General features: G+C 67.0%; 20 protein-coding genes. 10 read left to right on the top strand and 10 right to left on the bottom strand.

The features are described from left to right. Positions 1–27: 27 nt before the first annotated feature. Positions 28–843, bottom strand: coding sequence for an outer membrane protein assembly factor BamD (locus tag IFE19_RS10940; protein WP_207827575.1), 816 nt, complete (start codon positions 841–843; stop codon positions 28–30). A gap of 241 nt (positions 844–1084) precedes the next feature. Here IFE19_RS10940 and IFE19_RS10945 point away from each other — a divergent pair, with 241 nt between their 5' ends. The 4 genes from IFE19_RS10945 (at position 1085) to pth (ending at position 4596) form a co-directional block, all read left to right on the top strand. Next, complete coding sequence (locus tag IFE19_RS10945) at positions 1085–2020, top strand: ribose-phosphate pyrophosphokinase (RefSeq protein WP_207822244.1); 936 nt, start codon at positions 1085–1087, stop codon at positions 2018–2020. Positions 2021–2228: 208 nt separating this feature from the next. Further along, positions 2229–3152 (top strand): hypothetical protein, encoded by a 924-nt coding sequence (locus IFE19_RS10950; protein ID WP_225910249.1) that lies wholly within the window; start codon positions 2229–2231, stop codon positions 3150–3152. A 145-nt stretch (positions 3153–3297) separates the two neighbouring features. Continuing rightward, positions 3298–3903, top strand: a complete 606-nt coding sequence (locus IFE19_RS10955; protein WP_207822246.1) for a 50S ribosomal protein L25/general stress protein Ctc — start codon at positions 3298–3300, stop codon at positions 3901–3903. 87 nt (positions 3904–3990) lie between these two features. Next, the gene (gene pth / locus IFE19_RS10960; protein WP_207822248.1) at positions 3991–4596 is read left to right on the top strand and encodes an aminoacyl-tRNA hydrolase; all 606 of its coding nucleotides are present in this window, start codon (positions 3991–3993) and stop codon (positions 4594–4596) included. Between the two features lie 45 nt (positions 4597–4641). Here pth and IFE19_RS10965 read toward each other — a convergent pair whose 3' ends face one another. Together IFE19_RS10965 and IFE19_RS10970 are read right to left on the bottom strand one after the other, a co-directional pair. Then, positions 4642–6246 (bottom strand): DUF4139 domain-containing protein, encoded by a 1605-nt coding sequence (locus tag IFE19_RS10965; RefSeq protein WP_207822250.1) that lies wholly within the window; start codon positions 6244–6246, stop codon positions 4642–4644. 3 nt (positions 6247–6249) lie between these two features. Continuing rightward, complete coding sequence (locus IFE19_RS10970) at positions 6250–7671, bottom strand: DUF4139 domain-containing protein (protein ID WP_207822252.1); 1422 nt, start codon at positions 7669–7671, stop codon at positions 6250–6252. Positions 7672–7788: 117 nt separating this feature from the next. Between IFE19_RS10970 and IFE19_RS10975 the strand changes: the two genes are divergently transcribed. From IFE19_RS10975 to ychF, 4 genes are all read left to right on the top strand, one after another. After that, positions 7789–8295: a hypothetical protein gene (locus IFE19_RS10975; RefSeq protein ID WP_225910250.1), complete on the top strand. Its 507-nt coding sequence runs from the start codon at positions 7789–7791 to the stop codon at positions 8293–8295. Next, a complete protein-coding gene (locus IFE19_RS10980; protein ID WP_207822254.1) occupies positions 8256–10319 on the top strand; it encodes a TonB-dependent receptor family protein in 2064 nt (687 codons plus the stop codon). Before IFE19_RS10975 ends, IFE19_RS10980 begins: the two co-directional genes overlap by 40 nt. A gap of 20 nt (positions 10320–10339) precedes the next feature. Continuing rightward, on the top strand, positions 10340–10822 hold the full coding sequence (locus IFE19_RS10985; RefSeq protein ID WP_207822256.1) for a copper chaperone PCu(A)C: 483 nt from the start codon (positions 10340–10342) through the stop codon (positions 10820–10822). 109 nt (positions 10823–10931) lie between these two features. Next, on the top strand, positions 10932–12029 hold the full coding sequence (gene ychF, locus IFE19_RS10990) for a redox-regulated ATPase YchF (protein ID WP_207822258.1): 1098 nt from the start codon (positions 10932–10934) through the stop codon (positions 12027–12029). 22 nt (positions 12030–12051) lie between these two features. Here ychF and IFE19_RS10995 read toward each other — a convergent pair whose 3' ends face one another. From IFE19_RS10995 to IFE19_RS11005, 3 genes are all read right to left on the bottom strand, one after another. Continuing rightward, complete coding sequence (locus IFE19_RS10995; RefSeq protein WP_207822260.1) at positions 12052–13686, bottom strand: SDR family oxidoreductase; 1635 nt, start codon at positions 13684–13686, stop codon at positions 12052–12054. Then, positions 13686–14117: a thiol-disulfide oxidoreductase DCC family protein gene (locus IFE19_RS11000; protein ID WP_207822262.1), complete on the bottom strand. Its 432-nt coding sequence runs from the start codon at positions 14115–14117 to the stop codon at positions 13686–13688. The genes IFE19_RS10995 and IFE19_RS11000 overlap by 1 nt, the downstream gene beginning before the upstream one ends. A 147-nt stretch (positions 14118–14264) precedes the next feature. Further along, positions 14265–14582 carry a hypothetical protein gene (locus tag IFE19_RS11005; RefSeq protein WP_207822264.1) on the bottom strand — a complete coding sequence of 106 codons (318 nt, stop codon included), beginning with the start codon at positions 14580–14582 and terminating at the stop codon, positions 14265–14267. 267 nt (positions 14583–14849) lie between these two features. On the opposite strand from IFE19_RS11005, the gene IFE19_RS11010 reads away from it, so the two are divergent. Then, a complete protein-coding gene (locus IFE19_RS11010) occupies positions 14850–17075 on the top strand; it encodes a TonB-dependent hemoglobin/transferrin/lactoferrin family receptor (protein ID WP_207822266.1) in 2226 nt (741 codons plus the stop codon). 43 nt (positions 17076–17118) lie between these two features. Beyond that, positions 17119–18090: a DUF6607 family protein gene (locus IFE19_RS11015; RefSeq protein ID WP_207822268.1), complete on the top strand. Its 972-nt coding sequence runs from the start codon at positions 17119–17121 to the stop codon at positions 18088–18090. A 256-nt stretch (positions 18091–18346) separates the two neighbouring features. Here the strand turns inward: IFE19_RS11015 and IFE19_RS11020 are convergent, their stop codons facing one another. The 4 genes from IFE19_RS11020 to IFE19_RS11035 form a co-directional block, all read right to left on the bottom strand. Continuing rightward, positions 18347–19957 (bottom strand): M28 family peptidase, encoded by a 1611-nt coding sequence (locus IFE19_RS11020; RefSeq protein ID WP_207822271.1) that lies wholly within the window; start codon positions 19955–19957, stop codon positions 18347–18349. Positions 19958–20067: 110 nt separating this feature from the next. Further along, positions 20068–21708, bottom strand: coding sequence for a M28 family metallopeptidase (locus tag IFE19_RS11025; RefSeq protein ID WP_207822273.1), 1641 nt, complete (start codon positions 21706–21708; stop codon positions 20068–20070). 143 nt (positions 21709–21851) lie between these two features. Next, the gene (locus tag IFE19_RS11030) at positions 21852–22727 is read right to left on the bottom strand and encodes a cytochrome c1 (protein WP_207822275.1); all 876 of its coding nucleotides are present in this window, start codon (positions 22725–22727) and stop codon (positions 21852–21854) included. A gap of 5 nt (positions 22728–22732) precedes the next feature. After that, positions 22733–24028 carry a cytochrome b gene (locus IFE19_RS11035; RefSeq protein WP_207822277.1) on the bottom strand — a complete coding sequence of 432 codons (1296 nt, stop codon included), beginning with the start codon at positions 24026–24028 and terminating at the stop codon, positions 22733–22735. Positions 24029–24032 lie beyond the last annotated feature (4 nt).

Consider the following 24032-nt stretch of genomic DNA (forward strand, 5'->3'; position numbering starts at 1 on the left):
GTCTTTCGCATGCGTTCCCTCAAAGGATCAGGCCCCGCCGGGGATGATCCGCTGCAGCCAGCTTTCGCGTTTGGCTTCCGGCTGGACGTCAGGGCGCTGGCCGCGCTCGGTCAGCAGGGCGTAGGCCTCGGCGTACCAGGGGCTGCCCGGATAGTTGTGACCCAGGACGGCGGCGTTGCGCGTGGCCTCTTCGATCAGGCCCAGGGCCACATTGACCTCGACCAGACGGTACAGGGCCTCGGGCGTATGCGAGCTGCGCTGGAAGGCTTCGTTGTTGATGACCGTCTTGTAGCGATTCAGGGCCGCCAGCGGCTGGTTGGCGCGCTGATAGAAACGGCCCACGGCCATTTCCTTGCCGGCCAGCTGATCGTTGACCATGTCGATCTTGACGCGGGCGTCGGTGGCGTAGGGCGTGTTGGGATAACGACGCGCCACATCGCGCAGACCGACCAGGGCGGCCTCGGCGTAGGCCTGATCGCGACCGACATCGACGATCTGCTCGAAGTTGCAGATGGCGCGCATATAGAAGGCGTAGGCCGCCGACGGATTGCCGGGGAACAGGGCGATGAAGCGGTCAGCCGCTGCGATCGCGTCCTGATAGTTGTTGTTCTGATAATAGGCGTAGACCTGCATCAGGATCGCCCGGCGCGACCACTCCGAATAGGGATGCTGACGCTCGACTTCCTGGAAGTAATCGACCGCGTCGATCCAGCGCTTGGACTGCAGGCGCTGATAGCCGGTGTTGTAGAGAGCTTCGACCGGACGCTCTTCATAGGCCAGCTTCTGGCGCGGCTTGCTCCCGGCGCAGGCGGATACCGTCAGTGCGGCGACGGCGACCGTCATCAGGATCAGGCCGGAACGGGACTTCGAAGCGGGCAAGGGCGACCTCACAAGATGCCTTGGCTGCAGCGCACCCCCGGTGCGCCGCTGTCGTTACGGCGACCTCTATAGCAGCGACAGCGACCATGCCAATGCAGCGAAATCGGTCATGACGGGTTGATGCGAAACGATCCGCTGCTAAAGAGCGCGTCCAGAAACGACTGCGCCCATTGGCGCAGCGAAGACGGCAAAAGGATGACCGGTCATGAAGCTGCTCTCTGGCAATTCGAACCGGACTCTGTCCCAGGCCATCGGCGCCCACCTCGACATGCCGCTGACCAAGGCCCAGGTGAAGCGATTCGCCGACAATGAGGTCTTCGCGGTCATCGAAGAGAACGTTCGCGGCGAAGACGTCTTCATCATCCAGTCGACCTCCTATCCGGCCAACGACAACCTGATGGAGCTGCTGATCATGACCGACGCCCTGGTGCGGGCGTCGGCGCGACGGATCACGGCGGTCATGCCCTACTTCGGCTATGCTCGTCAGGACCGGAAGACCGGGGGCCGCACGCCGATCTCGGCCAAGCTGGTCGCCAACCTGATCACCCGCGCCGGCGCCGACCGCGTCCTGACCATGGATCTGCACGCCGGTCAGATTCAGGGCTTCTTCGACATTCCGACCGACAACCTGGTGGCCACGCCGGTCCTGGCCCAGGACATCAAGGACAATTATCCGCGCGGCGACGACCTGATGATCGTCTCTCCCGATGTCGGCGGCGTGGTGCGCGCCCGCTCGCTGGCCAAGCGCCTGGACGCCGATCTGGCCATCGTCGACAAGCGCCGCCCCAAGGCGGGCGAGAGCGAGGTCATGAACATCATCGGCGACGTCGAAGGCCGTCGCTGCATCCTGTTCGACGACATCGTCGATTCGGGCGGCACCCTGGTCAATGCAGCCCAGGCCCTGATCGACCGCGGCGCGACCGAGGTTTCAGCCTATATCAGCCATGGCGTCCTGTCGGGACCCGCCGTCCAGCGCGTCACCAACGGCCCGCTGAAGGAGCTGGTGATCACCGACTCGATCGAACAGCCTGACGAAGTTTTGAAGTGCTCGAAGATTCGCACGGTTTCCGTGGCGCCCCTGATCGGCGAGGCTATTCGCCGTATCGCCAACGAGGAATCGGTCTCGAAGCTGTTCGATTAACCTTCGAATAACCATTCCCTCAGCGATATAAGACGCTTCAGTTTCATGGGCGCGCGAGCGTGCGCCTTGCGTTCGTTTTTTGAGGGAATTCGCCGATGTCCCAGGCCTTCTTGCGTCGCGGCCTGTCCGTCGCCGCGCCATCGCCCGCCGCCGCCATCCTGGCCGGCTGTTCGACGCCTGAGCCCGAAGCCCCGCCGCCCCCCCGCCGGTGACCCCGCCGCCGCCGGTCGCCCTGAACGAAGGCGTGGCCCAGGCGGCGTCGGTCTATGTCGCCTTCGTGCGCGAGGTCGGCACCATCCAGGCTGGCTTCCCTGACGCGGAATCGATTCAGGCCGCGATCCGCAAGGGCGCGGCCTATGAACCCGGCCAGTTGTCGCGCGGCATGATCGCCTACGGCTCCATCCTGGCGCTGCAGTCGCCCGAATATGTCGCCGGCGTGCGTCAGTTCGCCTCCACCCCGGCGCTGCGCCAGGACATGATCGCCCGCATCGTCGCCGATCCGGCCTATGCCGCCACCCTGCCCGGCGCCGAGGCCGCCGCCGGCCTGATCACCTCGACCATGGGCAGGGACATCGCCTCACTGACCGCCATCGCCGAAGCGGTGGAGGGTGACGCCTACACCATTCAGGAACGGCGCGACCCGCGTCGTCGCTGGGCGGTCCAGCCCGTGGCCGACCGTGTGGGCCGCCTGGAAGGGGCGAAGACCCTGTCCGTTTCGCGTCTGCCGTCAGCGGAGGAAAGCGCCCGCCTGTTCGCCGCCGCCAACAGCGGCTCGGGCCTGAACCTGACGCCAGCGCAGCGCGGCGCGCCCTTTACGCCCGCCGTGGTCAATTCGCTGGCCATCGCCGCCCTGGCCGCCCTGGGCGCCGCCGGTGACGACGCGCGGACCAACACAGACGCCCTGTCGAGCGAATCGAACAACGAGTTCTGCCTCAACATGTCGAAGCTGATGCTGTTCCAGTGCCTGGCGGCGTCACGCCCCAGCTATGAGGACATGTTCTGCGCCGGCCGCCATATCGTGCGCGACCTGGCGACCTGCACCGCCCAGTATACAGGCCCTGTGCCCGTTCAGACGACGCCGACCGTGACGATGGCCGAAACCAATCCCACGCCGGGAAGCGGCATGAACTGATCCGCAGCGGGTGGAAACCACCGGAGCGGTTGCGTCCCGCCTCCGATCCGTGTAATAGCCCGCGCTCTTGAATTCGAGGGTTCATGACCCCGCTGCGCGGGCCCTGAGTTGGCGCGGCGTTACTGTTGTTGTTGAGGCGAGCCCGATGGCCGAGATCATTCTGAACGTTGACGTCCGTGAAGGCGCAGGCACCGGCAGCGCGCGCGCTGTCCGTCGCTCGGGCGCCGTGCCCGGCATCCTGTACGGTGGCGACAAGGCCCCCGTCTCGATCTCGGTGAACGAGAAGGACTTCCGCAAGTCCCTCTACACCGGCAAGCTGCTGGGCCACCTGGTGACCCTGAAGTACGGCGACGAGACCCAGCCGGTCATCGCCAAGACCGTCGATTTCGACCCGGTCACCGATCGTCCGCTGCACTTCGACCTGATGCGCGTCGACGCCAAGGCTCCGATCAAGATCGAAATCAACGTTCACTTCAAGAACGCTGACGAAGCCCCCTTCTCGCGCGCCGGCGGCATGCTGGAAGTCGTCCGTCACTCGGTCGAGATCCTGGTCGCCGCCGACCAGATCCCGGAAGAGCTGGTCGTTGATCTGAAGGGTCGCGAAATCGGCGAAACCATCCGCATGTCGGACATCACCCTGCCGAAGGGCGCCTCGGCCACCATCACCGACCGCGACTTCGTGATCGCCACGATCAAGAACTCGGCTGCTGCACAGTCGGACGCCGGCGACACGACGGCTGAAGCTGAATAAGCCTTCCGCCCAGTCGAAGATTTCAGCCCCGCCCGGTTCGCCGGAGCGGGGCTTTTCTTTGCCCGGAGCACAGGGCATGAGGACCGCATGATCATCATCGCAGGGCTCGGCAATCCGGGCGCCAAGTACGAGAAGAACCGTCACAACATCGGCTTCATGGCCGTGGACGAGATCGCCAGCCGCTGGCGCTTCGGACCCGAGCGGGCCAAGTTCCAGTCCATCGTCAGCGAAGGCGAGGTCGAGGGGACCAAGGTCCTGCTGATGAAGCCCCAGACCTATATGAACGAGAGCGGACGGGCTGTCGGCGAGGCGGCGCGCTTTTACAAGATCAAACCCAGCGAGATCATCGTCTTCCACGACGAGATCGACCTGGCCCCCGGGCGGTTCCGCATGAAGACCGGTGGCGGGGCGGCGGGCCAGAACGGCGTCCGCAGCCTGATCAGTCACCTGGGCGCCGACTTCCGCCGGGCGCGCATGGGCGTCGGCCACCCCGGCGAGCCGCAGCTGGTCATGCATCACGTCCTGGGCGACTTCCACAAGGCCGACAAGCCCTGGCTGGACGCCATGCTGCAGGCCTGCGCCGACGCCCTGCCCTTTGCCATAAAGGGCGACGACGAGCGCTATCAGGGCGAGGTCATGCGCCTGGCCCCGGCGCCGAAGTTCAGCCCCAGGCAGGCGGCCAAGGGCGAATAGCGCGACGCCTCTCCCTCCCCATGAAGGGGAGGGAGAATCAGGGGGTCAATTCGTCGTCGTCCACGCCGCCGTCAGCGTCGCCGCGCCGTTGGCGGGTACGCTTAGGGTCCAGACCGGGTAGCCGGTGTCGTCGATGCGGCTGCGCACCGACTGGCGACGGATACGGAAGCCGCGCGACATCGCCGCGTCGGCGAGCAGTTCGACGGTGACAGGCTCTGAGCGGACGTTGGTGACGGTGGTCTCGATCTCGGACCGGTCCGTCGTCACCGCGCCGCGCGTAGTGCTGGTCGACTTCACCAGCCGCGTCTGCACCCGCACGTCGGGCGATTGGCCAAAAGACAGCCGCACCGGCAGGCCCACGCCCTTGTCCACGAAGCGGTCCTGACCGGCCAGCAGGACACCGCCCGTCCCGTCCGGCTGCATCACCGCCACCGATCCGCCCGGCAGGGCCAGGCCGAGCCCGGCGCTCTCCTCGTTCTTCAGCTTCAACACGATGCCGGTCGGACGGGATTCGTCATCGTTGCTCAGCACGTTGGCGCGATAGACCCGCTCATAGGCCACGCCCTCGCGCTCGAGAAAGCGCACCTGCTTGGTCTGGCGCGCGGCCACCGTGGTCGGCTCTGGCAGGGTGTAGATCTTGTAGTCGCCCAGTTCGCCCTGGCGAGCCATCGCGGTGACAACAACCTCATCCATGCTTTCCCGCGCCATGGCCATCACCGGCGGCGGAGGGGGCGCAGGCGGCGGCGGCGGTGGCGGCGGAGGTCCGCCGCTATACTCAGCGACCTCACCCGAACCAAAGGTCGTCGTCCCCTGCGGCCAGCACTGGTTCTGCTGATAGCGGACCAGAGGTTCGACCGGCACGGTGCCGGCGTCCTTCCTCAGCGTCCCGGCCACCACCTGGACGGGGGCGTCGGGGAATCCGGTCCCGCCAAAGTTCGCCAGCGTCACCCAGCCGGTCAGATCCAGCGTCCCGTCCGACGGGTCCAGACGCGCCACATAGTCGGCCGACCACTGCAGCCCTGTCGCCAGATAGGCCAGGGTGACGGTGTGGCGCCCAGCGCGCTCGGCCCGCGTGCGGACCGACAGCACCGGCTGGTCGCCCAACCCCTCGGGCACGCGATCGAAGATGACGCGCTCGGTCTGGCCCGAGCAGTCCAGGGCCTCGAAGCGCCCGTCGATCTCCAACACGGTCCCTTGCGCGCCCGCGCGGATGACGGCCGCCTTTTCCACCTGCTCGCCCGTCGCGGGATTGGTGCGGACGACGCGGACGACCTCGCCAACGGATTTCTCCATCAGGCTGGCGGGCGACAGCAGATCGAAGTCGGCGTTGCGCTCGACCACATGGGCGGGTAGGCCCTCCAGCACCGCGCTCTGCGGCACGACGCCGGTGGCCAGACCCCGGAAGCGGATGATGCCCTCGCCCGCCGGAAGGTCTACGGTGCGCGTCTCGACGATCAGGGCCAGACCTTCGCGATCCAGCCGGTTCCACGACTGACGCGACTGCGCCATCAGGGCGACCGTATCGACCGGCTGGTCGCGATAGATGACCACAGTCGCCGTGTCCGGGCGCGCAGACACGCTCTCCGTCTGCGCCCAGACAGAGGGCGCGACGAGACTGAAGGCCGTGGTGATCGCCAGAAGGCGGCGCATGGATCAGCCGCCCGTGGTGATGGTCGCGGTCAGTTTGGTCTCACCGTTGGCGGGCACGGGCACGCGCCAGACGACGGTGCGGGCGTCGCGCATCTCGCCCTCGATGCTCTGCTCGCTCAGTTCGGTGTCACGGCCCAGACCGCGCTGGCGCACCTCGACCGTCACCGGCTCGGGCCGAGCGTTGCGGACGGTGTATTCCATCGCATAGCGGGTGCGGAAATAGTCGACGAGGCGCTTGGACGTGCGCTCGGACGAGACCAGACGCGGCTGCACTGTCACGTCGAAGGCGTCGCCGGTCGTGACCACGATCTCGGAGCCGGCGGGCGAGTGGTCGACCTGATCCTCGCCGATGAAGCGCGGCTCGCCCGCCGCGTCCTTCACATAGACCCGCATGACGCCCGCCGGCAGGGCGCGGGCGGCATTGCCCGAGCCGTTGGCGAAGATGACCCCGACCTCGGCCGCGACCGGCTCCTCGAAGGTCTGGAAGCCGTCGATGACGTTCAGATAGCGCTTGCTCGCGGGCACGCCAGCCGCGTCGATCAGGCCGACCTGCTTGGTCTGGTTGTTGGCGACGGTGACGGCTTCCGGCAGCGGATAGACATAGACGTCGGCCAACGCGCCCTGCCCGCCCGTCTGCGTGCCGTTGCCGCGAGAACGCGACGGCTGGTTATAGGGGTTGTAACCGCCCTGATTGATCAGATTGACGTCGCCCGCCACCACGCGCGTCTGGGCGTTGCTGAAGGTCGCGCCGGAGTTGTTGGTGATGGTGACCCAGCCGGTCAGGTCCAGCTTGCCCGCCTTCTCGTCGAAGCGGGCGACATAGTCGGCCTTCCATTGCAGGCCGGAGGTCAGATAGCTGAGCGTCGTCTCGCGCCGCCCCGCTCCTTCCGCGTCCAGGGTGACGCTGAGCGTCGGACGGGGACGCAGGTTCTGCGGCACCCGGTCAAAGATGACGCGCGTCGGCACGCCGTCGTCGCGCAGCACCTCGATACGGTTTCCGATCTGCAGCACCACGCCCTGATTCGCCGCCAGGACGCGGGCGCGCTCGGTGGTCTGGGCGCCCGAGCCGGGATTGGTGCGGACGATGCCGATGTCGCCGCCGACGGCGCTTTCCATCAGCTTGCCGGGCGTCAGCAGGTCATAGTCGAAGTTCTGCTCCACCACCGACAGGCCGCGCCCCGACAGACCGACTGTCTCGGGCCGGATGCTGGCCGACACGCCGGGAAACTCCTGACGGGAGCGCCCGGCGGGCACGTTCAAGTTCCGCACGTCCTCCACCAGGGCGATGTTCTGGTTGTAGACGGTCAGGGAGACGCGGTCGGGACCGCCCGGCCCGTCCTCCACCTGTTGCGCCCATGCCTGAGAAGGGAAGACGGGCGCGGCCAGCAGCATGGCGACGGCGAAGGGTCCGAGTGCGCGGATCATGGGTTCCCCCTGAGCTTGTCCGGCAGCCACGCTGACACGGAGAAACAGGCGTTGTCGAGGGTGCGCGGCGTCCGGTCGCTATAGCTTCACATTGCGGGAAGGTTTAAGCCCCGGCCCGTGACCCGGTCCCAGAGTGAAAACTGGTCGATTGCGCGCTCGCTGGCCTTCCTGGCCGCGACGTTCGCCATCGTGATCGGAACCCTGCTGCCGTTCGCGGCGCTGGCGGCCTCGGTTCCCGGCCAGCCCGTCGTCATCTGCTCGGCCGAAGGACCGCAGACCATCCAGTCGGGCGGCGTCGACGGCCCGATCAACAAGCATGTGGGGGCAAAGTGCGCGGCCTGCGTCATGCCCCTGCTGGCCGCCCTGCCCGAACCGCCCGCGCCGACGCCCGCCCCGGCCGTCCGCATGGTCGCGCCGGTCGCCTATTCCCCTTTCCGCGTCAGTCCCCGCCGCCGGCCCGCGCCCCGCCGCGCCCGCCGTCCACCGCCCCGCCTCGAGCCTGAAAGCCAGAAACCTCTGCCGCCTCGCGCGCGTCCAACGACGACGCCCGCGACCGCACCTCTGTTTTCAGGATTTGACCTTCCATGTCTTTCAAGACCACTGCGGCGCCGTGCGCGCTGCTGATCGGCGCCTGCCTAGCGCCGACCTTCGCCCATGCTTCCGAGGCTGACGGCCCCGCTACCGTCGTCGACAGCATCATCGTCACCGGCCGCCGCAACGCCGAAGACCCCGCCGTCGTGGCTGAGGCGCGCGACCGCCTCAGCCGCACCCCCGGCGCCGTGGCCGTCGTCTCGGCCGAGAGCTACGCCGACCGCTTCGCCCAGGGCTTTTCCGATACGCTGAGGAACGTCCCCGGCGTGATGGCCCAAAAGCGCTATGGCGAGGAAAGCCGCCTCTCCATTCGCGGCTCGGGCATCGCCCAGGGCTTCCACCAGCGCGGCGTCCTGCTGGCTCAGGACGGCGTCCCCTTCGCCGACGCCGACGGCTTTTCCGACTTTCAGGGCGTCGACGCCCTGAGCGCCCGCTACATCGAGGTGTGGAAGGGCGCGAACACCCTGCGCTTCGGCGGCGCCCAGCTGGGCGGGGCGATCAATCTGGTGACGCAAACCGGCCGCACGGCCCTGCATGACAACGTGCTGCAGTTCGAGAACGGCAGCTACGATACCTACCGCGTCCACGCCGAGCTGGCCCGCGAGCACGGCGACTGGGACGCCTTCGCCGCCGTCTCGGGCATGAAGACCGACGGCTATCGCCAGCAGAGCGACCAGTCGCAGGGCCGCCTGACCCTCAATGTCGGCCGGTCCTTCGGTCAGGACCGCGAGGTGCGCCTGATCGCCCAGGCCGCCGACATCCAGCAGTCGGTCCCCGGCTCCCTGACGCTGAAGCAGGCGCTGGAAACTCTGCGCACGGCTCCGGCCAACAACATCATCAACGACAACGCCCGCGACCAGACGCTGAAGCGGCTGACGCTGCAGACCCGCTGGCGTCTGACCGATTCCACCCTTTTCGAAGGCGCGATCTGGGGCTGGGAGAAGTCGCTCTATCACCCGATCTTCCAGGTCGTGGATCAGGAGAGTCAGACGAAGGGCGCCTTCGGCCGCATCGACTGGACGGGGCAAGTCGCGGGCCTGCGCGCCGACGCCTTCTATGGCTTCAGTTGGCGCGATGGCGATCTGGACGCCCTGCGCTACGTCAATGTCGGCGGCAAGCGCGGCGCGCTGACGGCCAAGGGCTTGCAACAGGCCACGGGGCTGGACGTCTTCGCCGAGGGCCGCCTGTTCGTCACCGAACGAATGGCGCTGGTCGCGGGCGGGTCATGGGGCCGAGCGACACGCGACTACACCGATCGGCTGAAACCCGCCAACGACGACAGCATCGACTACGACTGGTTCTCGCCGCGTCTGGGCCTGTTGTGGGAAGCCGAGAACGGTGCCCAAGTCTTCGCCAACGTTACCCGGTCGGTCGAGCCTCCGACCTATGGCGCCCTGGTGCAGGCCCCGCTGACCGGCTTCACCCCGGTTCAGGTTCAGGACGCCTGGACCGCCGAGATCGGCACGCGCGGACGGCATGGTGCCCTGGCCTGGGACCTGACCGCCTATCGCAGCCAGATCGAAGGGGAGATGCTGAACTTCATCGTCGGACCCGACATCCCGGCGGCGACCTTCAACGCCGACAAGACCATCCACCAAGGCATCGAGGCGGGCCTGGACTGGCGTCTGCCGGTCGAGATCGCGAACGGCTCCCTCTTGCTGCGCCAGACCTGGACCTGGAGCGACTTCCGCTTCGACGGCGATCTGCGCTGGGGCGACAACCGCCTGCCGGTCGTGCCCGAGCATCAGTATCGGGCCGAGCTGACCTGGCGTCATGCATCGGGCGTCTTCGTCACTCCCTCGATCGAGTGGCGGATCAGCCGGCCCTATGTTGACTACGCCAACACCATGAAGGCTCCCGACTACGCCCTGCTGGGCCTGACGGCGGGCTTCGACGTCCGTGACGGCCTCTCAGTCTATGTCGATGCGCGAAACCTGACCGACGAGCGTTACGTCGGCGAGTTCTCGGCCGTGACCGACGCCCGCACGGCCTCGACCAGCGTCTTCTTCCCGGGCGAAGGGCGATCCGTTTTCGTCGGCCTGCGCCTCGCCTACTAATTTGGACTATCAAGGAGCCCATGATGACCAAAAACACCCTGATCCTCGGCGCACTCGCCGCCCTGTCCCTCTCCGCCTGCGGCCAGCCCGCCGAAAAGACCGCTGAGACCGCCGCCGCGCCCGGAACCGTCACGGTCGCCGACGCCTGGTGCCGCCCGACGCCGAACGGCGCCAAGGTCGGCGGCTGCTACGTCACCCTGACGGCCGGTTCCGACGACCGCCTGCTCAGCGTCTCGACGGCCCTCGCCGAAAGCGCCCAGGTCCACGAGATGAAGATGGAAAACGGCGTCATGAGCATGGGCGAGCTGAAGGACGGCCTGCCCCTGCCCGCCGGTCAGAAGGTCGAGCTGAAGCCCGGCTCCACCCACGTCATGCTGATGGGCCTGCGCGATCCGCTGGTCGACGGCGGCGTGGCCTCCTTCACCCTGACCTTCGAGAAGGCCCCGGCCATCGGCGTCCACGCGGCGATCAAGCAGCCGCCGGTGGTGGATAGCGAGGAGTAATCGGACACAAGTCCTTCCTCCCCACCACATGGGGAGGAAGGGCCGTGGCGCCGCCGCACCTGACAAACGGGCCCGAACCCGCTAAAGGCTCGCGCTCACGAGGAATCCCATGGCTCTTAAAGTCGCGATCGTCGGCCTGCCCAACGTCGGCAAGTCCACCCTGTTCAACGCCCTGACCAAGACGGCGGCGGCCCAGGCCGCCAACTATCCGTTCTGCACCATCGAGCCGAACACCGGCGACGTGGCCGTGCCGGAAGCCCGTCTGAACACCCTGGCCGAGATCGCCGGGTCGAAGGAAATCATCCCTGCGCGGATCACCTTCGTCGACGTGGCCGGTCTGGTGCGAGGCGCGTCCAAGGGCGAGGGCCTGGGCAACCAGTTCCTGGCCAACATCCGCGACTGCGACGCCGTGGCCTTCGTCGCCCGCTGCTTCGTCGACGACGACATCACCCACGTTGAGAACCGCATCGACCCGATCTCGGACCTCGAGATCATCGAGACCGAGCTGATGCTTGCCGACCTCGAGAGCCTGGAGCGCCGTCGCGTTCAGGTCGAGAAGCGCGCCAAGGGCGGCGACAAGGAATCCCAGCTGACGCTGAAGCTGATCGACGCCGCGCTCGAGAAGCTGCGCGACGGCAAGCCCGCGCGCCTGGCCGAGGTGTCCAAGGAGGACAAGAAGGCCTGGGATATGCTGCAGCTGCTGACCGCCCTGCCCGCCCTCTACGTCGCCAACGTCGAGGAAGGCTCGGCCGACAAGGGCAATGAACTGTCCGACCTGGTCGCCAAGCGCGCCGCCGAGGACAACGCCAACTCAGTGGTCATCTCGGCCCAGATCGAGTCGGAAATCGCCGTCCTGGACGACGAGGAGCAAAAAGAGTTCCTCGAAACCCTGGGTCTGGAAGAGCCCGGCCTGAACCGTCTGATCCGCGAAGCCTACAAGCTGCTGGGCCTGCAGACCTACTTCACCGTCGGTCCCAAGGAAGCCCGCGCCTGGACCATCCCGGTCGGCGCCACCGCCCCGCAGGCCGCCGGCGTGATCCACACCGACTTCGAAAAAGGCTTCATCCGCGGTGAAACCATCGCCTTCGACGACTATGTCGCGCTGAAGGGCGAAGCGGGCGCCAAGGAAGCCGGCAAGATGCGGGCAGAAGGTAAAGCGTATGTCGTCAAGGACGGCGACGTCATGCACTTCCTGTTCAACAACTAAGCCCAAACCGCGAAGGCTTGATCTAGCCTTCGCGTTCAAGCCAGCCGCGATAGCGCACCAGCCGCCCGACCAGCGGTGCAGAGATTTCGACGTCGAAGGCGAACCGGCCTTCGGCGTCGATCTGTTCATGGGTCACGGTTCCGGGCATCAGGAAGCGCGGCAGGGGCAGCGCCCCCATTCGCCAGCGCTCGACATCATAGTGCAGCCAACCGTCTCTGACCGTCAGGATCAGGTCGAATGACAGAGGCCCGAACCGCTCGGTGACGCGTCCGCCCTCTCTTGCATTGGACAAAATGCTGAGGAAGCGATGGCGGCCGAAGCGCCGCCGCCAGACGGATCGCTGGCCGTCGGCCTGGATCTCGACCTCGACTGCCGTCCCCCCTGCTGTCGGAAACCCCACGACGCGCGCGACCAGCGCCGCCATCGGACCCGCCGCCCCGTCAATTCGCGCACGCCCCCTCCAGACGCTGACGCCCACGGCCTCGTGCAGGTCGCGGATTGGCGCAGGCAAGACGTCGAAGGCGGAACCGATGGCGCGCGGGAACAGCGCGACGGGCTCGACCGTCATGGTGGTTTCAATGCCGACTACCGCCAACTCGTCCTCGATCTCGGTCAGAACCAATTCTCCTGTACACGCGCGAGCGCCCGGTGCGATGCCGCCCGCCGCGATCCGCTTGATCGTCGCCAGCGCCGGCAGTCCCGGCGTACAGGGGCCGACGCCGGGCGGCGCGATCAGGACCCAGACGGCGCGCTTCGCCCGGCCGTCCGCATCCACGCCCGTCGCCTCGACCCGCATGGCGCCGCGATCATCGCCCCAACGGACGCCCATCCCCGACAGGCGACTCAGAAGGGCCGAGTGCGGATGAGCATCCAGCCCCGTCGCCGCCACCAGCCGCGCCGTCGCCCACGCCGCCCAGTGCAACGGCGCGGGCTGAATTCCCGCAATGAAGACGGCCCCGGACGTCGGCGCGAAGCGGGCGACCATCAGGTCCAGGTCCGGCGTTTCGCTCAGAGACACGGGACGACGCCCGGCGGCGCCAAAATCGCGATGCACGACCCGACCCCAGCCCGGTTGTTCGCGCCAGCCGCCGTCCTCAAACACCCTGACCGGCCGTCCGAACCAATGCAGCACCGCGGCCACGACCGATGGACCACGCGGCGCCCGCGCACCCGGCGAAATGGCGGCCTCGACCTGGTCGATGCGCGTCCAACCCGCCGTCATCGCATCCAGCACCGCGTGCGATAGGGCGGGTGTAGAACTGGCGCCGGTCAGGGCCACCACGCCCGCGCCCCTGGCCGCGGCGTCCAGAGCGTTGAAACAGGACACAAAATCCCGCGCATCAGCCAGATCGACATAGTGCAGGCCCGCCGCAACGGCCGCGCGGGCCACGACCGGCTCTGCGCCCTGAAATGGCCCGGCGGCGTCCACGACAAGCTCGGCGCCGGCGGCCTTGAGCATGTGCGGCGTCACCTGCGCCACATCCAGGGACAGGCTGTCGATCCGCGCCTGCGGCCATGCGGCGCGCAGGTGAACCGCCAGAGCCTCGGCGCGCGGACGGCTGCGTCCCGCCAGGATCAGATCGAAACCGGACCGCGCCAGCCCCTCGGCCAGCCGCGATCCAAACACCCCGGCCGCGCCGATCAACAGGATGCGCATCAGGTGATGAACCGGCTGGCCTGCGCCGGATCAGGGATCATGCAGACGTCGCTGCGGCCAAAGATGCGATAACGATTGCGCGCGATCTGGTCATAGACGGCGTCTCGCAGCGGGCGCGGCGTCGCCTGCAACCCGCGCATCAGCAACCGCGCAGGCCCCAGGACCGACAGGACCGTCAGGGCCGCATCGGACTTGAACCAGACCCGGCCGCCCCAGACGACGGCGTTGGTCTGTGGCTCCTCCACTGAAATTCCCAACCTTGCGGCCAGAGCCCGACCAGCTTCGCTCTGGATCGCGACAAAACGGAAGCGCGCCTCGCGGTCGCGTTTCAGCACGAACCGGACCCATCGCGAACAGAAGACACAGACCCCGTCGAACAGGATCAGACCATCGGCTTCGCCGTTCGCCGGGCGCGACGACCAGTCGGACATGGGTTGCCGCCCTCGCTGAGGTTCTAAGAAGCGCCGCCGTCCAGGGTTGCGCCCCATCTGCAATCCCCGTCGCTATAGCAACGTCATCGTCTCGACCACACAGCACAAACACTGGCCGGGGGACCAATCGTCGCTGGCTCTCGTGCATCAGTCCGCCAGGGTTGTGCAACGGATCAGGCGGACTGCCTGGTCGCCGCGGTCCAGCCAGGTGAGGACCAGGGTCTGCTTCGTGGCTATCATCCGCAGCCGCTCATAGCGCGCCTCGCCCTCGGATTCGCACTTCAACGCCGCTTCATAGCCCGTGCTGATCTCGGTGATGCGCTGAATCTCGCAGCGATTCTCATAGCCGCGCAGTTCGGTGGTGGTGATCTCGATCGGCACGCGGTCGCCGCGCGGGTTGAAACACCAGTCGGCCTCAGCCGCCCAGCGCCCGACGAAGCTGACCGGCCCCGCCCCAGAAAGCATGGTTTCCGCGCCGGGCGGCGGCTTTGCGGGCGGAGCCGCAGCCGCCGGTCCCTGAATGGGCTGCGCCGGCTCCGTTGGAGGATTGACCCCGCCGTCTCGATCACAGGCCACGAGCGCGATGGCGGCGGTACAGGCTGCGACAAGACATCTCATGACGGCGGAAACGCCCGCCATTGCAGCTCGGTTTCACGACGCCGCCTCAAATGCGGTTGATTCTGATAATCATTCGCAGTAATTGCGCAGCCCTCTCCAACCGGGGCCGTAACCATGCGCTCGTTTCTGATGTTCTCCGCCGGGCTGACCGCCCTTTCGGCCGCCGCCTTCCCCGCATGGGCCGAGGAGGTCGCCGATCTGGAGCAGGCCGTTCCCGTCGCCCCGATCACCGTGGTCGGCACCCGCACCCAGCGCCGCGTGGACGATGTCCCGGCCAGCGTCAGCGTCATCACCGCCGACACCATCGAGAACAACCTCGTCACCGACATCAAGGACCTGATCCGGTTCGAGCCGGGCGTCAGCGTCCCGACCAGCCCCGCCCGCTTCTCGGCCGCCCTGTCCGGCGCGGGCCGCGACGGCAACTCGGGCTTCACCATTCGTGGCATGGGCGGCAACCGGGTCCTGATCATTCAGGACGGCGTGCGCGTCCCCGACGGCTTCGCCTTCGGCGCCCAGAGCGTCGGTCGTGGCGGTTACAACGATCTGGACCTGATCAAGTCCGTCGAGATCCTGCGCGGCCCGGCCTCGGCCCTCTATGGCTCGGACGGGATCGCCGGGGCGGTCAGCTTCACCTCCAAGGACCCGGCCGACTTCATCGCGCGCGGCGAGAGCTTCGGCGCGCGGGGCCGTATCGGCTACAACTCGTCAGACGACAGCTGGACCGAGGGTCTGGCGCTGGCAGGCCGCACTGGTTCGCTGTCCGGTCTGCTGGCCTATACCCGCCGCGACGCTCATGAGACCGAGAACATGGCCGAGACCGGCGGCACGGGTTCGGCCCGCACCCAGCCGAACCCGCAGGCGTTCGCTTCGAACGCCATCCTGGGCAAGCTGGTCTGGGACGCCAACGCCAACCACTCGGTCCGCCTGACCTACGACCACTTCGATCAGGAGATGGATGGCGAGGCGCTGAGCAGCTACTCGGCCAGCGTCATCGGTCTGACCGCCCACGACGAGACCCAGCGCGACCGTGTCAGCCTGGATTGGCGTTTCAACGACGTCTTCGGCCTGGATGATGGATCGATCTCCGCCTACTGGCAGGACGCCACGACGCGTCAGTTCACCTATGAGGACCGCACGCCCGCCGTGGATCGCACGCGCGACGTGACCTTCGACAACAACGTCTGGGGTCTGGCGGCACAGGGATCGAAAACCTTTGGCGGCCCGTCGGTGAAGCACCGCGTCACCATCGGCGGCGACTGGTCGCGCACCAGCCAGGAAGGCATCCGCGGCGGCACCGTGCCCCCGATGGGCGAGGTCTTCCCCGTCCGCCCCTTCCCCAAGACCGAGTATGATCTGGCCGGCCTCTTCGTTCAGGACGAGATCGAACTGATGGGCGGCCGCCTCAGCATCATCCCGGCCCTGCGCTACGACTGGTACGAGCTGACGCCCAAGCCCGACGCCCTCTACCCGGTCACCGCCGAGGGGCAGAGCGACAGCCACCTGTCGCCCAAGGTCGGCGTCATCTTCTGGGCCGACGACCACTTCGGCGTCTTCGCCAACTACGCCCAGGGCTTCAAGGCGCCCTCGCCGATGCAGGTGAACAACTTCTTCGACAACCCGCTGTTCGGCTACGAATCCATCCCCAACCCCGACCTGACGCCGGAAACCAGCGAGAGCATCGAGGGCGGCTTCCGCTTCCGCAACCTCGACGCCTTCGGTGGGAACCTGTCGCTATCGACCACGGCCTTCCACACCGACTACGACGACTTCATCAATCAGATCGTGGTGCGGGGAACGGGCGTGCCCGGCTCCGATCCGCTGATTTATCAGTACGTCAACCTCAGCAAGGTGAAGATCTGGGGCCTGGAAGCGCGCGGCGACATTCGTTGGGACAACGGCGTCTCGACCATCGTCGCCGCCTCCTTCGCTGACGGCGAGCAGGAGACGGACGGCGAGCGCGGCGCCCTGACCAGCATCGATCCGATCAAGGTCGTCGCGGGCCTGAACTACGCCGCCCCCTCGGGCGTCTGGGGCGGCGGCGCCACCGTCACCTGGTCGGACGACAAGTCCAACCACGACTGCGGCGGCGGCCTGTGCTGGCCGGGCGAAGCCTTCGCCATCCTGGACCTGACCGCCTTCTGGAACGTGACCGAGAAGGCCACCCTGCGCGCCGGCGTCTTCAACGTCTTCGACGAGAAATACGCCTGGTGGAGCGACGTGCGCGGCCTGTCGATGCGCGCCAATCCCGCCGACATCGGCAATCCCTTGCCCCCAGCCAGCCTGGACGCCTTCACCCAGCCTGGACGCAACTTCGGCGTCTCGCTGAACGTCCGCTACTGACCGACGAAGCTCGATGACAAAAATACCAACCAAGGAACGCCCCATGCGCGCCATCCTCATCGCCGCCGCCCTGCTGACCGGAGCCGCGCCGGCGGCGACCGCCCTGGCTCAGGCTCCCGCTCAGGGCGCCACCACCCCCGCCAGCCCGTTCGAGCGCGACCGCCAGTCGATCCTCGCCCAGGCTGGCCAGTACCGCGTCCACTTCGACATGCGCGAGAACGTCAGCTTCAACGTCGACTACGACCCGATGGAGGGCAAGCTGTCGGGCGGCAGCGAGATCGTGCGCGTTGTCTATGACAAGGGCGACCGCATCAGCCTGCAACACATCCTGGTCATGGAGCACGACGGTCAGGCCATCGTGATCAAGCACTGGCGTCAGGACTGGGTCTATCAGCCGGAAACGGTCGTCGCCTACGCCGGTCCGAACCACTGGGCCCTGACGCCGGTGTCGGCCGATCAACGCGCCGGCGCCTGGTCGCAGACGGTGTGGCAGACGGACGATTCCCCCCGCTACGGCGGCGTCGGGCGCTGGACCTACGTCAACGGCCTCAGCGTCTGGACCTCCGATCCGACCTGGCGCCCGCTGGCGCGTCGCGATGCGGTGCTGAACCCTGTTTATGACCGCTATCTGGGGACCAACCGCCACGCCCTGACGCCGACCGGCTGGGTCCATATCCAGGACAATATGAAGATGAACGGCCGGGCCGGCGGCGAGCCCGTCGCCATCGTTCAGGAAGACGTGGTCAACACCTACGACCGCTCGACCAGCTACTCGCCCAAGGCCGGCGACGACTACTGGGCGGCGACGCAGGACTACTGGGCCGCCGTTCGCGACGCCTGGGACGCCGCCATCGCCCGCGACAACGGCGTCTATGTCGAGGAAGAGGCCCAGACCGGCGTCGTCACCGGCCCGCCGCTGATGGATCTGGCCCAGAAGATCCAGAACGGCGAGATCACGACCGAGGCCGCCATCGTCCAGGCTCGCGCCACCATCGACGCCGCCACGAAACGCTGAGGTCGCCCGCCCCGGCGAGCACCAACAAAAGGCCTTCCGCCCGGCAAGGGTCGGAGGGCCTTTTCACTTACGATCACGCGGCCACGCCAACACCCTCAGACGGTGTCGGTGAAACCCACGACTAGTCCGTCGATAACGCCGGCAGCGAACTCACCCAGAATCCGAACCCCAACCATCACCGCGATGATCCCAAGCGCGGTGCGGAAGGGTTTCTGCTTGGCTTGATCCGTCAGTTCCTGCAGCCGTCGGCGCAACATTACTTGCGCGCGGCGTCGCTGGTGGCGCGGACCTGGCCGAACTCGGAGGTCGGCTTCCAGGTCGGCCATTCGTCGCTATTGGCCAGTTGCAGCCCCAGGCGATACAGCAGGGTCAGGTTCTCGACCGCCGAGCGCAGGTCCCAGTCCGCCGACCATTCGTCGCTGGGCTTGTGATAGTCGGCGCCGAACTTGGCCTTCCATGCCGCCAGACCGGCTTCACGCCCACCCTCGACCCAGTCCACGCCGTGCCAAGGCATCAGGGCCGGCACGCCCGCGCGGGCGAAGGGGAAGTGGTCGGAGCGATAGTAGAAGCCTTGCTCCGGCTGGCCGTCGTCGGAGACATAGCGGCCTTCCTTCTCGGCCAGGGCCTGAAGGTCGTCTTCCAGGCTGTTCTGACCCTTGCCGAAGATCGGCACGTCTTTCGTCGGCCCTGACAGCGGCAGCATGTCGATGTTGATGTCGGCCACCGTCGTTTCCAGCGGATAGACAGGATCGGCGGCATAGGCGTAGGCGCCCAGCAGACCCATTTCCTCGGCCGCCATATGGGCGAAGACGATGGTGCGGTCCGGCGCAGGCGCGGCCTTCAGCTGACGCGCCATCTCCAGCACGCCGATGGTCCCGGAAGCGTTGTCCCAGGCGCCGTTGAACACCTTGTCATTGCCGGCCGCGTGTTCATTGACGCCGACATGATCCCAGTGGGCCGAATAGATGATGGTCTCGTTGGGACGCTTCGTGCCCGGAATCCTGGCCAGCAGGTTGTGGGTGCGCAGGGTGTCGGTGGCTTCCGCCGTCGCGACCGACAGGGTCACGCCCGGCAGCACGAAGGCGCGGAAGTCGCCGGTGGCCACACGCGACATCAGTTCGGCCATGTCGAGCCCCAGGGCCTTGGCCGTGTCCGTGTTGATCGCGCCCGAGAACTCCAGATCAGCCGCGCCCGGCGTCAAGGTGCGGGTGCGGGCGTTGCCCTGCGCCATCCGGGTCCAGCCGGCGTCGGCTGCGCCCACCCTGGCCACTGTGATGACGCCCAGCGCGCCCCGGCGCTTGGCCTCGTCCGCCTTGTAGGCGCCGGATTGGTAGTTGGTGGCGTAGGGGCCGTTGAACAGGTCGCCGTCCGGCTCTCCGCCAACCACCAGGACGATCTTGCCCGCCACGTCGAGGCCGCCGTAGTCATCCCAGCCGCGCTCCGGCGCGTGGATGCCGTAGCCGGCGAAGACCACGCCCGCATTGGTGATCGACGCCTGACCGTCGTTGCTGACCGCCCGCAGGGTGATGTCGGTTCCCGGCGTCAGGGCGTGGACCTGACCGTCAGGGCCGGTCCAGCTGGCCCGGGCAGCGTCCGCGACAGGGGTGTAGCGCTTCAGGTCGATGACCTGCAGCCACTGGCCGTTCGGGCCGCCGGGCTGCATGCCCATGGCTTCGTACTGGGCCTGCAGCCAGTCCAGGGTCTTCTTCTCGCCATCCGTGCCGGGATAGCGGCCCTGGAAGTCGTCGGCGCTGATGGTGCGGATCTCGTCCGACAGGCGCTGAGCCGAAAAGTCCTGAGCCGCCGCCGAACCCGCGACGAGCAGAAGAGCGGTGGCGGCGACGCCGCTGATGAACCGACGATGCATGGAAACTCCCTCGCCCTCCCCACGGGGCTTCACGCAAAGTAATAGGGCGACCTCGCAGGAGGCCGCCCCTTACATTTTTGTCATCTTCCGCAATGCGGGATCAGACCAGCCTATTTGCGCTGCGCGTCGCTGACGGTGCGGGCGGGGCCGAACTCTGAACCGGCCTTCCACTGCGGCCAGTCGCGGCTGTTGGCCAGGGCCTGACCGGCGTCGAAGACCACCTCCAGATCCTGGATCATGCCGCGATAGTCCCAGGTCGGCTCCCATTCATCGGCAGCCTGATGATAGCGATTGGCGCGATAGTCGGCGGCCGCCGCCAGACGCGGGGCGATCGGCTCGTCCACATAATCGCCGGTCGAGGACAGATAGCCCATCGGCACGCCGCGCTTGGCCAGGGGGAAGTGGTCCGAGCGGAAGTAGATGCCCGCACCTGCGCCCGCATCCCCCTCGAAGCCGCGTCCCTGGGCCGCCGCCAGGGCGATGACGCGTTCATCCAGTTCCGACTGGCCATAGCCGGTGACGCCCAGCTTGCTCATCCGACCCAGGACGCTGGAGGCGTCGAGGTTGAAGCCCGCGACCGTGGTTTCCAGCGGATAGAGCGGGTTGGCGGCGTAGAACTCCGAGCCCAGCAGGCCGCTTTCCTCGCCGGTGAAGCTGATCATGACGATGGTGCGCTCGGGCTTGGGCCCCTTGGCCCATTGCCGCGCCAGCTCCAGCAGGCCCGCCGTGCCCGAGGCGTTGTCCACGGCGCCGTTGAAGATGCGGTCGCCGTTGGCGTCCGGCTCGCCCATGCCGATGTGGTCCCAGTGACCGGTGTAGAGGATGGTCTCATTCGGGTGGGTCGTGCCCTCCAGCTTGGCCAGCACGTTGTGGGTGGTGATCTGATCGGTCTTCACATCGAATTTGGCGTCGATGGTCGCGCCTTTCAGTTCGACCGGCTGGAAGTCGCGGCTGCGGGCCTTGACCTTCTCCTGCTCGAAGTCGAGGCCGGCGTGACGGAACATCTCGACCGCCACGTCGCGCTGGATCCAGGCCTCCATCGGCACGCGTTCGGCTGAGGGGTTCTGACGCACGATGTCGAACTGCGGCACGGACCAGGAGTTGGCCACGGTGGTCCAGCCATAGGAGGCCGGGCGGGTTTCATGGACGATCAGCACGCCCGCCGCGCCCTGCCGCGCCGCCTCTTCGTACTTGTAGGTCCAGCGGCCGTAGTAGGTCATGGCCTCACCGCCGAAGGTGTTGAGCGAAGGGTCTTCAAAGTCGGCGTCGTTGACCAGGACGACGATGACCTTGCCGCGCACATCGGTCTTGAAGTCGTTCCAGCCGCGCTCAGGCGCGTTGGTGCCGTAGCCAACGAAGACCAGGGGCTTGCCGCGCAGATCGACGCCGTCGCTGGGCAGGCGGGTGGTGATGGTGGCCTGCTGGCCCTGGGCCAGGGTTTGGGTCCAGTCGCCGACCTTGATCTGGCCGCTGACGTTGGAGACGGTGAAGCGGTTCAGGCCGACCGCCTGGGTCCAGCCGCCGTTCTCGCCGCCGGGCGCGAAGCCGGCCGCGGCGTACTGCTGGCTCAGATAGTCGATGACCTTCTGCTCGGCCGGGGTGGCGATGCCGCGCCCTTCGAAGCTGTCGTCCGACAGGACCTTGATGTCGTTGGAAATGCGCGCCGCATCAAAGTCAGGCGTCTGAGCGACAGCGCCCGAAGCCATGGCGGCGGCGAACAACAGGACGGCGGCGGACGACATCAGACGCATGGAAACAGACCCCTCAACCAAATCAGAGGCCCGGACCCTAGAGGGCGAAATCGGTCGAGTCGATGCAGGTGCGCTGGGTTGCGGGCACGAAAAAACCCGCCGGATCGCTCCGGCGGGTCATCTCGTCTCGAACAGGTTTCGCCTTAGTGGGCGACGCCCTTCCAGATGCGGCGGTAGCTGGCGTAGGTCACCCCTGCGAACAGCAGCAGGAAGATGATGACGCCAAAGCCCATCTGCTTGCGCTCGGTCGCCTTGGGCTCGGAGGTCCAGGCGATAAAGGCGGCGACGTCCTTGGCCATCTGATCGACGGTGGCTTCGGTGCCGTCGTCATAGGTGACCTGGCCGGCGCGCAGCGGCGCGGGCATGGCGATGAAGCCGCCCGGAGGGGCGTGGCCCTCGCCTTCCCAGAACGGGGTCAGGTCGCCGGCCATATAGGGGTTGTAGTGCTGAGCCGAGGTCATTTTCAGACCCTTGGGCGGAGCGCCGTAACCCGACAGCAGCGAGTAGATGTAGTTGGCGCCGTCGTGACGGGCCTTGGCCATGACCGACAGGTCGGGCGGAGCCGCGCCGCCGTTGGCGGCGGCCGCAGCCGTGGCGTTCGGATAGGGATTCGGGAACTTGTCAGCCGTGGTGGCGTCGCGCATCAGCGCCTCGCCCGTCTCGCTGTCGATGTCCGGAACCTGAGACTCCTTGGCCAGGGCCTTCACGACCGGGTTGTCGTTCGGGTTCGGATACTCCGGGTTCCAGAACGGCCCGTGCTTGTCGCCCAGGTTGCGGAAGTGCACCAGGTTCATGCTGTGGCACGAGGCGCAGACTTCCTTGTAGACCTTGTAGCCGCGCTGAAGCTGGCCCTGGTCGTAGGTGCCAAACGGCCCCTCGAAGCTGAAGCCGCCGCTGCGCGGATGCTTGGCGCCCCCGGCGGCCAGCGCCGGAGCGGCGGTGGCGGCCAGGCCCAGAGCGGCCGTCAGAACGACCAGGGTCTTGCGGAAGGACACGGTTTTCTTCTCGTTGGAAATCATCGCGCTCAGCCCTTCTGCTCGGTGACGGGCAGGACCGGCTCGGAGATCGTCGCCGGGACCGGCAGCGGCTTCTCGCGAAGGCCGAGGAACGGCATCAGCACCAGGAAGAAGATGAAATAGTAAGCCGTGAACAGACGCGTCAGCCACAGGTAGGAGTTCAGTTGGCCGTCGATCAGATTGAAGCTGGGCATGCCCGGAACAACCGGGGCGTCCGGCAGCTGACCACCACACCAGCCGAGGCCGAAGCACACGAACAGGAAGATGATGAAGCAGGTGCGCATCGTCGGGCGGTAACGCATCGAGCGCACCTTGGACGTGTCCAGCCAGGGCAGGACGAACAGCACGCCAATGGCGCCGAACATGGCCACCACGCCGCCGAACTTGTCGGGGATGGCGCGCAGGATGGCGTAGAAGGGCAGCATGTACCACTCAGGCACGATGTGCGCCGGGGTCTGCAGCGGATTGGCCGGGATATAGTTGTCGGCGTGGCCCAGGGCGTTCGGCTGATAGAAGACGAAGACCGAGAACAGGATCAGGAAGAGGATGATCGCGAAGCCGTCCTTGACCGTGAAATACGGGTGGAAGGGCAGCATGTCCTTCTTCTGGCGGTCCTTCGGGATCAGGATGCCGACCGGGTTGTTCTGACCGGCGGCGTGCAGGGCCCACAGGTGCAGCACCACGCAGCCGGCGATGACGAACGGCAGCAGGTAGTGCAGCGAGAAGAAGCGGTTCAGCGTGGCGTTGTCGATCGCCGGGCCGCCGCGCAGCCAGATCAGGATCGGTTCGCCGATGACCGGAATGGCGCCGATCAGGTTGGTGATGACCTCAGCGCCCCAGAAGGACATCTGGCCCCACGGCAGGACGTAGCCCAGGAAGGCGGTGGCGATCATCAGGAAGAAGATGACGCAGCCGACGATCCAGATCATCTCGCGCGGCGCCTTGTAGGAGCCGTAATAGAGACCGCGCAGCATGTGCAGATAGACGGCGATGAAGAACATCGACGCGCCGTTGGCGTGCACATAGCGGATCAGCCAGCCGCCGTTGACGTCGCGCATGATGCGCTCGACCGACTCGAAGGCCAGGGCCGTGTTCGGCGTATAGTGCATGGCCAGAACGATGCCGGTGATGATCTGGGTCATCAGGCACAGGGCCAGGATGCCGCCGAAGGTCCACCAGTAGTTCAGGTTACGGGGGGTCGGCAGGTTGGCGTAGTCCATGCCGAAACGGATGATCGGCAGGCGGGTGTCCATCCACCGCTCAATCGCGGTCTTGGGGACGTAGGTGGATTCGTGATCGCTCATGGGT

Source organism: Brevundimonas pondensis (assembly GCF_017487345.1).
Taxonomy (GTDB): domain Bacteria; phylum Pseudomonadota; class Alphaproteobacteria; order Caulobacterales; family Caulobacteraceae; genus Brevundimonas; species Brevundimonas pondensis.